The organism is Rhizobium sp. N621, from assembly GCF_001664325.1.
GTDB classification, from domain to species: Bacteria; Pseudomonadota; Alphaproteobacteria; order Rhizobiales; family Rhizobiaceae; genus Rhizobium; species Rhizobium esperanzae.
The window spans coordinates 113,758-127,212 of record NZ_CP013497.1 but is presented as its reverse complement, the minus strand read 5'-3'; the positions used below and the strand labels follow the sequence as shown (position 1 = coordinate 127,212).

Sequence of the window (13,455 nt, the reverse complement as noted above, 5' to 3'; positions counted from 1 at the left end):
AGTGCCGACCGCGTGACACCGCCATTTTCGCTGGCGTTAGTGTTGGTCAGGTTTACAGCAGATCACCGATAACAGTGGACAGGTTAAACGGAACGATTCCGATCTCACCACGCGGCATCCTGTCGAGCAAGTCGACCGTGCGGGCAAAGGTTTCGACTTGCTGAAAGGCGTAATCAGGGTCGAGCCGGTCCAAGCCTCCGCCCGGCAAGACCTGGCAAAGATAGTCCGGTATCGGACAGCTTGATATCGTCGGAATTCCTGATGCGTATAATGGCTGTCCTTCGCCCAACATCACCTGCGCCGCCGCTGGGGCGACTATCAGCGCGCGTACCTTTTTGCGCCCGCGTGCGGCAGCGATGTACACGTCACTCATCGACTTATTACTGGTATAGATCAAATCGAGTTCCGGCTTCCCGGTGGGCGCGGGGTGCCCTTTTGCAAAGTCATCTCGCCACTCGGTACATCCAAGATGCTCAATCGTAGCTCCTGCAACGGCTTTAGCATGGCCGGGTTTGCCGTCCCACAATTCTGGATGCATTTCGAGCCAGGTCGCCGTCGCCTGATTCCCGTGGCGGCCGAACTGGGGAAGCTGGAAATGACCCGTGACGAGTACGAAGACGAGGCTCCGGTTGCGGGCAGATTTCGGTAGCGAGGAGAAATAATGCGCCAGAGCGAGTACCCCAGCACCGCCGTTCTCTTCGCACGCATTAGGTCCATCGGTGTGGGTGTTGATGATGATTGTCTCAAGCAGGTTGCAGCCCGGCAAAACCGCATAAATCGTATCGGTCGCAACGTCTTCCAACGTGCCATCCAAGGTCAGGCGACCGCTCAAACCGTGCTTGCTCGCGGCTTTGATCCGCTCTCCTTCAGATTGCGCCACCCATATTGCAGGTAAGCCCCAATACGGTGTGGTGAATGGCAGCACCTGCCCCTTCAACTGCACTTCCGAGACGCCTTCGAAAATGCAAACGACGGCTAAAACCCCTGCTTCACGCGCCTTGTCGATCGGTACGCCAAGCAAACCGGTGATAAGCGGCGTGGTTACGGCTTTGGGAAAGTCTATGCCTTCCGGCAGGCTGCCGCGTCGATTGGTCACCAGTTCGAGGAATGCCGCCAGATCCCGACGCTTTACCGTCACCACCGCAATTTTGCCGCGGGCTTTCTCAAACGCCTGAACCCGACCGTTGAAAAGAACCATCTTACCCGAGATACCGCCGGGAGGTGTAAGCCCGGAATACGGGAACGGCGCCGCTACCTCAATTACTTCACCATTTGACAGTTTGAACGCGGTGGTTCGTGGCATCCACCGGCGCATCGTGAGTTGATCGCGCTTCACCTCAAGGCCCATCCCTCTCAACTCACCAGCAAGATAATCGATTGCCCGTGCTTGCGCCGGGCTGCCGGTCAATCGGGGGCCGAAACTGTTGAGCCTTTTGATCCAACTCCAAAGTTTCCGCTGATCAGGGAGTGCGGGGATGGACGGCTTTCGCTGCTCACTGAATCCGGTGCTGGGAAAAGCCGGGAATACGATCCCGGCGAGAAGAGCAGTGAGCCCAACAGTCGAAAAATCTCTTCGTTTCAAGACTAACCTCCGCGCCTCTCTATCACGAATGGAAGCGATACCTATGGCCGCACGCCGCCCGTGTCCTTGCAAATCCAGTGCCATTAAAAGCACACGTCTAATCTTCAGTTTTGAATTGAACGCGCAGTCTGAATCGGTTTTGGACCGCGTGCGAAGTCAATGCAGCTTTCGGACAGCCTCCGCGCAAGCATCTGAAGTGGTTGAAGAGTCACTTTACTGATCTAGGAACGCGTCGTTGGTTCAATGCCTTTAAGAGCGACTTTATCTTGAGCCTAGTCTCGGGTCGGCCAAAAACCTTTGCCTGCTTGCAGACGACCATCAGTCGCCGAATGCAGCGGCAAGACTGTAAACTGTTGACCACGATAGGCGCTGCGCGTTGGACCTTTGTCACAACAACCTATCAAAACCCTCTATTTTATCCGGCGGACTTTCATTGCCGCCAAGGTTCTGGAGCTAGCGGCAAATCAGCCCCGACTGCCAATCTATTCAATGCTAGCGTCGCTGATAGTGATGCTGGCGCCCGAACCGCCGCCTGTTTGAGGCTCCAGCCGGATAATGACGGTCTGTGGCTGACGGCAAGACGGGTCATCGGGCAAGGGAAACCCAAATCGTTGAGGCTTTGCCCCGTCCAATACCGAAAACGCCTTGTTCGGAAAAATACCAAACCTACCAATTTCGCGAACGTTACTGCCGCAGTCAAGCGAAACGACCGTCGTCACTGGTCCTGAAGTCGACGGTTCATAACCAGTGACAGTAAGGACGACCCGCGCACTGGTATCAACCGATGAGTGGACTGCTCTGCTCGATATGGTTATCGTCGCGGGCTTACTGGTCGTTGCCCGCATGTCGCTCTCGTTAGCTTGAACCGGGCTGACGATGCGCAGCATCGATAATGCCGCCGCACGAATAGCGATAAGCACCCAACGATGATAGCGCATCGATGTCTCCACAACCCAGCCAGTCCGGATGTTAGGCGGACACTATGGCTATTTCTAGCTTTGCGGGCTCTACGGCGCCGGGTTTGCCCGCTCCCGATCCGACAGGAATGAGCTGCAGGTCGATGGCCTCGCCATCCGTCTGCCCCCTTCCGCCGTAAACCCGCTGGATCGCGTCCGTCAGATCGAGGACGAAGGATGGTTTGCGATGATGGTCGCCGTCATGACCGAGAACGGCGAAAGAACCGACGTAATGGGGATCGGTGACGGGCGTATCGGCCTTAAGGTCGTTCTTGCCGAGAAACACCCGAACGCTGGTCGTGCTGGCACTGGTGATCTCGACATCGCGCAGGAATGCCAGCACACGAGGAGCGGAGGCCGCCTGCTCCTGTGCCGCGCCGAAATCCATTGTATCCATGCCGGATGGCAGAGGCGGTTGGCGGACGATCTCCTGCAATGCGCCCGCCGGGATCTTGATCGGCAGCGAAAGCGGCACGTTTTCCGTTGCCGCCTTGCTGTTGTCCGTGGAGGTGGTCGTCACGCCGGCGATTGCAGCATCGGTCGCCGTCGCCGCGATCACGGACGTGAGTTTATCGTTCAGGGCCAGCGTTTTGGCGCTCGCCGCCGCGACCTTGAAGTAGGTCCGGAAACCATAATTGTATCCGAGTTCCTCTGGAACATAAAGGTCAGAGACCTTCGGGGACCAGAAGTTGCCGTCGACATCGTAGAAATTGTCGGTGAACGGCATGTCGGCCCAGAGTCGATCCGTGCTGTTGGCGTTGCGCAAATTCCAGGTCGCCCAGATGCGGTCGATGTTGCAATGATGCATGAAGAAGATCGGATCGCGGGGCGACGACATTTCCGGCATCCAGCCACCGATATTGTTGTGCACCTGATTGTGCGGTGTGTATTCCAGCGCCCCCTGCGTGCCGCTGCTGGTGGTGACCCAGGAAGGATCGAGTGAGTTCTGTCCCTCGGGGCGGGTGGTGCCGAAGACCTCGTATGGCTTCGCCGTTAGGATGGTGTTGAGAACCTGTGGCCCAACTATATTGTCCGGCATCGGCTGCGTGATTGGCCAGGTGCGCGACGAAACATAAAGTGGATTGTCCTTGCCGTCGGGCGTCTTTTGCATTGTGAACACTTCGGGCAGGTACGGATTGTCGGTCCAGTCCCAGAACGGCATAGCGAAATCGTTGTTCTTGGTCACGTGCCGAACGATGCGCTCGTACATAGCCGTATAGGCCCTGTGCCACGGCAGGAAATACCAGTTGCCATGCGGGCAGTATTTGACGACGTCACCGCTGCCGTGAATTTTCGAGAGGTTGACCCAGTTGAATTTGTCGCTGGCGGGAAGGGCGTTGAGAAGGCGCACTGCGTCGCGATAGGTCTCGATGATCGGGTCGTTCCAGGCCAAGCCCTGCAGTGAGCGCCGCCAAGGGATTGACGGTATCTGCGCGAAGGCTTTTGTCCCCGGTAGGCCGCTGGCGAGCAGGCCTGCTGCAATGACGCCACCCTGAACGATGACATGTCTGCGTGTGATGCTCATCTTACTCTCCCTTGGATTTGAATTGTCCTTCGCCAAGATTAATGCCGCTTTTAGGCCGGTTCCGCGCCGTCTGGGCGCGGGAGCAGTGGGCAATTCGCACCACCATAGAGCTTGCGTTGGCTCTTTCTGAGTTTCGGTGAATCGGCGGCACGAGAAATGAAGCAAGCGACATGCCACTCGAAAATGCAGCGTAAAATGCGAGCTAAAAACGCTACTACCGATCGTATTCCTGCATTCCAGTTGGAATCCAGATTCCGGAAAACTTAGTATCGCATTCCATGATCGTTCGAGCGACGGCTTGCCGACCAGCCACGGCAAGCACGTTCGGTTGCGAAAACCTCAAATGATCAAGCTGAAACAGTTGTTCAGACCGGTGAGAGGGCCCAAGATGCTGAAAACGCCCTGTGCGACGATAGAGAAGCACGCATCTCGAACAGGCTTTCCCTATCGGACCCCCAGCAATGACGGAGCCGTAGCCCGCTCGCTCTCAAATTCAAAGCTGCGAAGCAGGCACCACTCCGTGGCTTGACGGGTGCGTAGAGCAGAGCGGGACAAACCGATTGTCGTGATCTCGACAAATGCGACAAAGGGCGGCGGCTGTCCGACATTTGCGAGAATAGCGGCGGGAACTCCGCGCGGGAACAACGGGCTCACCAAGTGATCCCACTTTCAGTCCCATTGTGCCCACTCATTCGGGCTTACTGTCGGACCCTATCGAGACCTCGCCGCAGCTGCGAAGCCCCACTCATATCCGTTTGAATTTGGCATCAAGGCTTGACGCTTGCCGTCCACACGGGGCAATTCGGGCAGTGTATTAGCCTGCTGTCCCGCTCGTTTCCTGACCCGACATCACAGCGGGGCAGGCTGATTTGGGGCTCATCTCATTTGGGCCATGGTCTCAAGCGTCATATACTTGGCGCGTTGAACGGCCCATTCGTCATTCTGTTCGAGCAGCAGTGCGCCGACGAGACGGACGATGGCTTCGTCGTTCGGAAAGATGCCGACGACCTCGGTGCGTCGCTTGATTTCGCCGTTGAGACGCTCAATTGGATTCGTCGAGTGCAGCTTTGCCCGGTGCTCTTTGGGGAAGGTCATGTAGGCGAGCACGTCCTCTTCAGCGTCGTCCATGATGGTGGCAAGCTTCGGCACTTTCGGCCTGATTTGATCGGCGACACTGCGCCATTGTGCGGCTTGCTGCCTCCGGGGTCTCCTGGGCAAAGGCCGTCGCGATGAAGGCGGATACGACCCGCCTGCCGCTCTTTCCAGCATGCGCGAGCACGTTCCTCATGAAGTGAACCCGGCACCTTTGCCAAGTGGCATTGAGAACCTTGGAAACGGCAGCCTTGATGCCCTCATGTGCATCAGAGACAACCAACTTCACCCCGCGTAGACCGCGGCGCGTTAGCCTGCGCAGGAATTCCGTCCAGATCGGTTCGGCCTCCGAGGTGCCAACTTCCATACCCAGGACCTCGCGCCGACCGTCGTTATTGACGCCGACCGCGATAATGACGGCGACTGAGACGATGCGGCCGCCACGCCGGACCTTGAGATAGGTCGCATCCACCACAGGTCGTCGACAGAACGAGTCGAGATTCCCTGGATATACGCTTCCTGGATAACGGCCGTCAGAGCTTTCTCTGCCATGCGGCGCGGTTCAAGGAAGCTCGGAAAGTAGCTGCCTTTGCGCAGCTTCGGAATGCGAAGCTCGACGGTGCCAGCCCGCGTCTCCCAATCGCGGTCACGGTAGCCATTGCGTTGAGTGAGCCGCATGGGGTTCTTCACACCGAAGTCAGCACCCGTGGCCGAGCCGACCTCCAACTCCATCAGCCGCTCGGCGGCAAAGCCAATCATCTCACGCAACAAATCTGCATCGGCACTCTTCTCAACAAGGGAGCGCCCGTTCATCATGTCATTGGTCATCGGTGATCTTTCCGTCAGGTTGGTCTTGAACAACCCGACCCTAGCGGAAAAACACTGATGGCCGCCCGCAAAGCCGATCACCCGCTACAGCGCAACGAGAAGCGCGCGGGCGCTCGGCTTTACTCCCTACCGTCACCTACACCAGGTGCTGGGACACGATCCGCGTTGCCGGTTGCTCACACCGCGCCACTTGGCGTATTCAAAACTGATCTGAACCCTTCAAACTGGACCAATTTTGGTTAGAGTTTTCCGGTGCATTTTCCTGGCTGGGAAAGGGACCAGAAGACGATGAAAGCGTCGCAGTTTTCGGACGCTCAGAAGGCGTTCATTCTGAAGCAAGGTGATGAAGGCGTGTCGGTTGCTGAAATCTGCAGGAAGGCGGGGATCAGCCAGGCGACTTATTTCAACTGGAAGAAAAAATACGCGGGCATGCTGCCACCGGAGATGAAGAGGCTGAAACAGCTCGAGGACGAGAATTCGCGCCTGAAGAAGATCGTCGCGGATCTGACGCTGGACCGCGAGATGTTGCAGGATGTCATCCGCCGAAAGCTCTAAGGCCTGCTCGGAAGCGGGAGATGGTGAAAGGCATGTGCTGCGATTGGGCGATCTCGATCCGACGTGCTTGTGGAGCGTTGAACTTCGATCGATCAACTCACCACTATACCTCTCGCCGTGCTGATCAGGCCGGTCTGGAACGTCGTATTCGCGAGATCTGCGAGATCCGTGTGCGGTACGGCTATCGCCGCGTGCATGTGCTGTTGGAACGCGAGGGTTGGGGCACCAACATCAAGCGAACCTACCGCATTTACAGGGACTTGGGGCTACAGTTGCGGAACAAGACACCGAAGCGGGGGGTAAAAGCCAAGCTTCGCGAGGATCGGCACATGGCCGTCGGACCCAACGACGTCTGGGCGATGGACTTCGTTCACGACCAACTCGCAACGGGTAAGAAACTGCGCGTGCTGACGGTGGTCGACACCTTCTCGCGCTACGTGCCGGTGCTTGATCCACGTCATAGCTATAGAGGCGAAGACGTTGTGCAAACCCTTGAACGGGTGTGCCAAAAAGCCGGCTATCCGAAAACGATCCGTGTCGACCAAGGGACCGAGTTCGTGTCGCGCGACTTGGACCTGTGGGCCTATTCCAAGGGTGTGACGTTGGACTTCTCACGCCCCGGCAAGCCGACTGATAATGCTTTCATCGAAGCGTTCAATGGCCGCTTCCGTGCAGAATGCCTGAACCAGCATTGGTTCCTGACCCTTGCGGATGCCCGCGAAAAGATGGAGGATTGGCGTAGATACTACAATGAGGAAAGACCTCATGGTGCGATCGGCAACAAGGTGCCGATCTCGTTGGTGAATTCGGGAGGCGCAACCAGCCCGCCTCCCTGAATGAAGCCGGAAAACTCTAGCATCCGGTGGTCCAACGTTTGGGAGCGTTTCAAAACCGCCGAGGCTCTAATCGCCGCTGGATGAAAGTTCAGTGGCAGGTCACGCAGGCTCAAGACCCTCAAGGGCCTCACACTACGAGTTCGTCTGCAAGACATAGACTTCGCAGCCTGAACGTTTCACCCTCGATCCGCTCCATGAAAATGCCGGGACTGAACAACGACGGCTGAGTGCAGGCATCAAGACTTAAGTCTGTCGTAAAGCAGACAAAGCGAATACAAACGTGGTGCGAACTGTCGGCTATTGGCTGACACGAAGATGCAGAACCCTCGACGTGCTGGAGGTGCCCCAGGCACCTGCTATCATCGCAGGTTGGGGCCAAGGCTGGCCTGCTCTGATCCCCGGTAGTGGGCGGGGTACACCCTGCCGATTTCAATGAAGCTACGCCTTTTTTCCCGGCTGATCTCGTCCACCGTTCAAAGGCCCAACCGCCACGTCAGCAGCGTTTAGGCGAATATACGCTCCAGCATCTCTCTTAACTGCAGCGCTTCGCCGCCATCTGAGGTTTCGCGACCGCACGCGCTTGCCATGGCAGGTCCCGCAATCCGTCGCCCAAAGCCGTTATGGATGCAATACGAAATTTCCCGGCAATCTGGACATCTGCCGCGTGAGACCTGGAATGCAATATTCGAGTTCTGGTGCCTATTCAGCTCCCATTCGTGCTGCATGTCCGAGTGGCACGTCCCTTGCTTCACTTCATGCTACTGATTCACCGCAGAGAGCGAGGATGAACTGACGTAAACTCTATTTCTATCGCCCCAGTCGCTTTGTCGGAGATGGGTCACGAGCCGCATCGACGGGGCAGGAAGGCCTCAGATCGGGATTTAGCCCCAACGAAGCTGAAACCAGGGAGGCGCTCGGCCGTGCTGGCCTTCGCGCCAAGGGCCGGCGAATTCTCCTGCGATATCGTGGCGCGGATGCACTCTGAGCCTCGAGAGGTAAGTGCTACCCTGCTCGTCAACGAGACGCCAATGAGCGTGCGGCGTCACGGAAACATATGGCACGGATTTTTTCCACGGTAAACGTCCGTACTTTCGAAAGCTGGCAATGGTGAATCCTTCAACATACTCTGCGCAACTCGCCGACGGCACTATCTCGGTTCACGTGGATCGAAGCCTTGTATCCCCCATCGAGATGTTCGGCTTCGGGCAGCGAATCAACCCGAACCGCTCGTTTCTGTTTGTTTCCAAGGTTCTTGGTCGATTCCTGCCGATCCGCCCTTCGGTCATGGGAAATGTATTCGACCTCCTTGCACGTCAGATTCCTGCCGATATTCCTGGTCCGGTTTTGTTCATCGGAATAGCCGAAGCGGGCATTGGCCTTGGTGCGGGTGTCCATCGGCGGTTCCGCGAACTCACTGGTCGCGGCGATGCAATATATATCTGCTCCACTCGCCATGATCTTAAACTGCCGCTGCTGTGCGAATTTGAGGAAGAGCATAGCCATGCCCCGCGGCACCTCCTGCACGAACCATGCGAGGCAAGGCTCCGCGACTTGGTTCATGGTGCGACCGGCTTGGTACTCGTTGACGATGAGGCTTCGACAGGTAAGACATTTGCCAACATCTTCGCTGCCCTTCCTGCAAAAATTCGTTTGAAGCTGAAGCACACAGTCCTACTTACGCTTACCGACTGGTCAGAAGGCGCTGCCCGCGCGGAGATCACGGGAACAGTCAGTGAGGCTACTATCGTTTCCGGACGGTACAGTTGGACTCCGCGTGGGGATTTCACGGCAGCTACTCCGCAGGTCCCTTCCTGTGACCGTCCTAAGCGGCCCGAGGTCTGTCCCGACGTCGCTCGAGACTGGGCGCGTCTCGGCGTCGTCGATCACTTGCAGGGTCTCAATGCAAACGCTGCCGATGACGGGATTACCCTCGTACTCGGAACGGGCGAACACGTGTGGCAGCCCTTCCTGCTTGCGGAGCGCTTGGAAAAGGAGGGCGCTGAGGTTTTCTATTCATCCGTGACGCGTTCTCCCCTGTCGAAAGGCCACGCGATCGGTTCAGTACTTTCGTTCTCCGACAACTACGGCGGAACGGTTCCACATTACCTCTACAACGTCGATCCAGCGCTGTACTCGAAAATTATACTCTGCTCGGAGACAGGCCCGGAAAATGTCTGTGCCAGCCTGATGTCCGCACTGGGCGATCCCATTGTCCTTTCAGACGTAGAAGGTGAATGAAGCCGCCTTAGGCCATGCGGTCTGCCGCTTCGAAATCGGCTCACTCGATCGGACATTTCCGCCAGTCCACAGCGACACAACACTGCTGTCGCGTTACCTAAGGACATCACTCCCATGGGGGATACCTATGACAGCATCGCCTCCCCTGCCACACTAGGCTCCTACGCCGAATACGACGTGACGCTCCTTCTCAAGAGAGTGGATATTCAGCCTACTGACACGGCCACGAGGGAAGAGGCCATCCAATCCGGGCGGCGGCATTACTCGGAAATGATTTCCGCCGAGATGGCCCCGACCCGCGAATACATGGAGCTGTTTGCTAAGGCCATGGCCACTGGTGGCCCGCGCATGGGCGCCGAGACGGCACGCCTCGCCCTCGCGATCGTGCAGTCGGTCGAGGGTCCTATTACCCTTGTCAGTTTGGTCCGCGCCGGCGTGCCCTTCGGCATCCTTCTCAAGAGGGCCATCGCCTTACTCGGCCGGGACGTCGGACACTACGGGTTGTCGATCATTCGCGACAAGGGCGTTGACGACGAGGCTATGCGCCACATTCTTGCCAGGCGTCCTGTCGAGAGCATCGTCTTCGTAGATAGCTGGACGGGCAAAGGAGCAATTGCGAACCAACTCGAAAAGAGCTTCAAGGACTACTCAGACCGGCCTGCGCGGCTAGTTGTATTGGCCGACCCCTGCGGCTGCGCATGGCTCGCCGCATCGGGCGACGACTGGCTTATTCCCTCCGGAATGCTAGGATGCACCGTATCCGGGCTTATCAGCCGCTCGATCCTCAACGCTGCCCTCGTCGGTCCCGGTGACTTCCACGCCTGCGTCCAGTGGGATAATCTCGCGGAACACGATATTTCCCGATCATTCGTGGATGGTATGTGGAATGATGTCTCCACTGTGATTGCAACCGAAATCCCGAGCGTCTGGAGTATCGAGACCCGCCGGGCGCATCGCGATGCCGCCGCCGCTGCCGTCGCCTGGGTGATGGGGGAGGACGCCGTAACGAACATCAACCGAGTAAAGCCGGGCATTGCGGAGGCGACCAGAGCCATCCTGCGACGTGTGCCGGAAAAGGTGTACGTCTCGTCGCCAACCGATCCAGAACTCGCGGCCCTCATGTACCTGATCGACAACAAAGGCGTCCCGTATGTCGTCTCCCCTAGAAAGATCGCCCCCTACCGCGCCGTCACGCTGATCCGGCACGTCTCCTAATCTCCACGTATGTCTACTTACGAGCTCGGCGCGCAGGTCAAGGAAACTGAGATGTGACAAATTCCGTATCGTAAAATTCATTGCCAATGGAGAATCCGCGAAAGCTCACATCTGGCAATCGATCAGATATTTAACCAGTCGCATTTTGGAGTACGCATATGAAGCCCATTGCTCTGGTGGACCTCGACGACACCTTGTTTCAAACCAAGAAAAAGATACCGGAGATTGCGGAAGCCGATCTGGTATTGGCGTCCAAATCCATTAATGGAAGCAACTCCTATATGACGAAGATTCAAGCTGCCTTTGTCGAGTGGCTGCTCGTCTCCACGGAGGCCATCCCGGTTACGGCGCGCGGCTCTGAGGCTCTTTCGCGCGTTACGATCGCGTTTGAAAGCTACTCAATCGTATCGAACGGTGCCGTCATCCTCAAAAAGGACGGCAAGCCTGACGCCGAATGGCATGAGGTCGTCGCAAGGGAGCTCCGGCCGCTTGCCGGCTTTTTCGATAAGCTCCTCGATGAGGGCAGGACCAAGGCGAGGGAACTTGGCGTCCACATCCGGTGCTGGTCGGTGATGGAAGCTGATCTCGCGACATATGTTGTCTTCAAAGAGATTGACGGAGACGGCTCACGCCTTGAAGAGATTGTGCCGATCATTCGAGAAAAACGGGGTTGGGTTCGACACCACAACGGCAATAACCTTGCGCTAGTTCCGCCTGCGATCTCAAAACGGGTGGCCTCACAATTTCTGCTCAAAAAGCTTCGGACGGAGCATCCAGGTCGCCCAGTGATCGGCTACGGTGACAGTGTGAGCGACTTCTCCTACCTGTCCCTCTGCGACTGGTGGGGCGCTCCGGGTAACTCTCAAATGACAGACCTTGTCGTTTCCGCTGTTGCGCGTGAGAGATAGGTGACACGCGTACTGCGAACGTGGTGATATGTGAGGAGGGTGCAGGAATGATCCTGCACCTCCAGTCTTTCAGTAGAAACTTCCTATGGGTAAAACGCCGCGCCATATCGCGGTAAGAACCATGGCAAGCGCGGCGAGGATCGCGAGATTCCCGTCGGCTTTTACCACGAGTACGTAGAGCTTGTATTTCAGCATGATATGACCTTTCGATGAGCTCATTAGGAACTGCCGTCTCGACGGTTCGTGCCTTACTTGCGCAGAGCGAAATTTCGCGCCCATGATCCTCTCGGCGTCGATCCGCCGGAAATGGTCGACGATGGGTTGATCGTCATAGACCATGGCCGCGCTCTTGACGCAGCCGAACATCATGGCCTTCAAAGACGCGACCGGGCCCTCGCCCGCAGCCGGCGCTGGAGATAGGAAAACTTGGTTGCTTGCCACACGCGTCCTGTCGATCTTATAAAAACGCAACGTTAGCCGAAGCGGGATCCATTTGGGATCCACGGCAACCAGCCGCCGGTCTCCCGCTCGAAACAGCAGCACATCGGCGCGCATGTCCGGCGTGAACCGTTTGCCGAACCAGCCAAGATCTTCGAGCACACCATCGAACGATGCCCCGTCGATTGGCGACTGTCTATCCATTCAAGCGGCCAGTGCGGCTGCTCGGCGTCACGCTTTCAACGCTGACGACCTCCGATCGGCAATGCACGACCCCAGTCCCAACTTGATCTCGGGCTCTGACGGCCCATCGCCCCGAAATAGAAAAGCCTGCCGCGGGAGGAGGTGCGGCAGGCTTTCCTAAAAGAACCGAACGGCGACCTGGGAGGAGGAGTGCCGCTGTTCCCACAGACGTCCCTTTGGGAGGAGGAGTGGGCCGTCTAAACTTCGAAGCGTTGCGGGAGGAAGCATCGCTTCGATGAAAATAGCAATACTCGGGCCAGCGCCATGAAGCCAGCGTCTATGTTGCACTGCAGCTATGCACCCGCCGCAACAATCGGCAGGACATCGAGCATTCCTACCCCTGATTTTGTCGGCGGCTCTGCCGCTGTTACAGAGTGGAACCGCTACAACGTCAATTTCGATATCGAAAGCCCCAAGAAGGCCGTGACAGTTCGCGGCGGCCCTGCCGTCATGGAAAGTAGCGCCGCTGGAGACGGTGGCCGGCAGCTAAGCTGGATCGGTGCGGTTCGCGACAGTCATTAGGGGACACCCGGTGACAGACAGTATGAAGTGGCAGTCGCTCCCAGAAGCGCAAGATGTTCTGCGGGTATGTTTTCACCGTTAAGACCCGGCTGTACAATCCCGATCCGGTACTCGATGAACTTGCGTCGGGCAGCCTTTCGAAGCGTGGCCAAGTCATTCAGGCTGCCTCGAATGAAACGGGCCCGGCCCTTAAGATGTGATGTTTCTCTCACGGTCAGGTGGTTGATGAGGTTCTTCAAGCTCCATGTCCCCTTCACCCCCTTCTGTGCTTGACCGCAAACGAGGTAAAGATCGTCCGCCCGGCGCCCCATTACTGCCTGCGAGTATTTCAGATGCCAGAGAAGTACGGTGACGGTATCGTCCGTCTCCTCGATCGCCACGACGTCCGCGCTCTCCCAGGTGTCATCGTCATCTCTTCCGGGAGAGTGGGCAGACAATCCTCGCAATGGGCGTTCCGCTGATCGCACCTCCTTTGGTTTTCTGACCACTTTACCGCCCGAAGCGTGACCTCTCGCTT

General features: G+C 57.3%; 7 protein-coding genes and 3 pseudogenes. 5 read left to right on the top strand and 5 right to left on the bottom strand.

Features of this window, described 5'->3' with window-relative positions:
• Positions 1 to 52 precede the first annotated feature (52 nt).
• From AMK00_RS23250 to AMK00_RS23240, 4 genes and pseudogenes are all read right to left on the bottom strand, one after another.
• On the bottom strand, positions 53 to 1,582 hold the full coding sequence (locus AMK00_RS23250) for a hypothetical protein (RefSeq protein WP_064812014.1): 1,530 nt from the start codon (positions 1,580 to 1,582) through the stop codon (positions 53 to 55).
• Between the two features lie 482 nt (positions 1,583 to 2,064).
• Positions 2,065 to 2,520 carry a hypothetical protein gene (locus tag AMK00_RS31200; protein WP_011053334.1) on the bottom strand — a complete coding sequence of 152 codons (456 nt, stop codon included), beginning with the start codon at positions 2,518 to 2,520 and terminating at the stop codon, positions 2,065 to 2,067.
• A gap of 31 nt (positions 2,521 to 2,551) precedes the next feature.
• A complete protein-coding gene (locus tag AMK00_RS23245; RefSeq protein WP_029875549.1) occupies positions 2,552 to 4,063 on the bottom strand; it encodes a tyrosinase family protein in 1,512 nt (503 codons plus the stop codon).
• Between the two features lie 767 nt (positions 4,064 to 4,830).
• Positions 4,831 to 5,983: pseudogene (locus AMK00_RS23240) on the bottom strand (IS256 family transposase).
• Between the two features lie 288 nt (positions 5,984 to 6,271).
• On the opposite strand from AMK00_RS23240, the gene AMK00_RS23230 reads away from it, so the two are divergent.
• From AMK00_RS23230 to AMK00_RS23210, 5 genes and pseudogenes are all read left to right on the top strand, one after another.
• Positions 6,272 to 7,374, top strand: a protein-coding gene (locus AMK00_RS23230; RefSeq protein WP_085994809.1) for an IS3-like element ISRel21 family transposase whose coding sequence is annotated in 2 segments (ribosomal slippage) — positions 6,272 to 6,533 and positions 6,533 to 7,374 — 1,104 coding nt in all. Because the reading frame shifts where the segments join, the coding sequence is not laid out codon by codon here.
• A gap of 102 nt (positions 7,375 to 7,476) precedes the next feature.
• Positions 7,477 to 7,601 (top strand): annotated as a pseudogene (locus AMK00_RS33185) (IS481 family transposase); the annotation flags it as partial.
• Positions 7,602 to 8,478: 877 nt separating this feature from the next.
• Complete coding sequence (locus tag AMK00_RS23220; RefSeq protein ID WP_237350507.1) at positions 8,479 to 9,612, top strand: phosphoribosyltransferase domain-containing protein; 1,134 nt, start codon at positions 8,479 to 8,481, stop codon at positions 9,610 to 9,612.
• Between the two features lie 114 nt (positions 9,613 to 9,726).
• Positions 9,727 to 10,827: a cysteine protease StiP domain-containing protein gene (locus AMK00_RS23215; RefSeq protein WP_004675992.1), complete on the top strand. Its 1,101-nt coding sequence runs from the start codon at positions 9,727 to 9,729 to the stop codon at positions 10,825 to 10,827.
• A 158-nt stretch (positions 10,828 to 10,985) separates the two neighbouring features.
• Positions 10,986 to 11,735 (top strand): hypothetical protein, encoded by a 750-nt coding sequence (locus AMK00_RS23210; RefSeq protein ID WP_004675991.1) that lies wholly within the window; start codon positions 10,986 to 10,988, stop codon positions 11,733 to 11,735.
• 270 nt (positions 11,736 to 12,005) lie between these two features.
• Here AMK00_RS23210 and AMK00_RS33605 read toward each other — a convergent pair.
• A pseudogene (locus AMK00_RS33605) lies at positions 12,006 to 12,353 on the bottom strand (DUF4334 domain-containing protein); the annotation flags it as partial.
• Positions 12,354 to 13,455 lie beyond the last annotated feature (1,102 nt).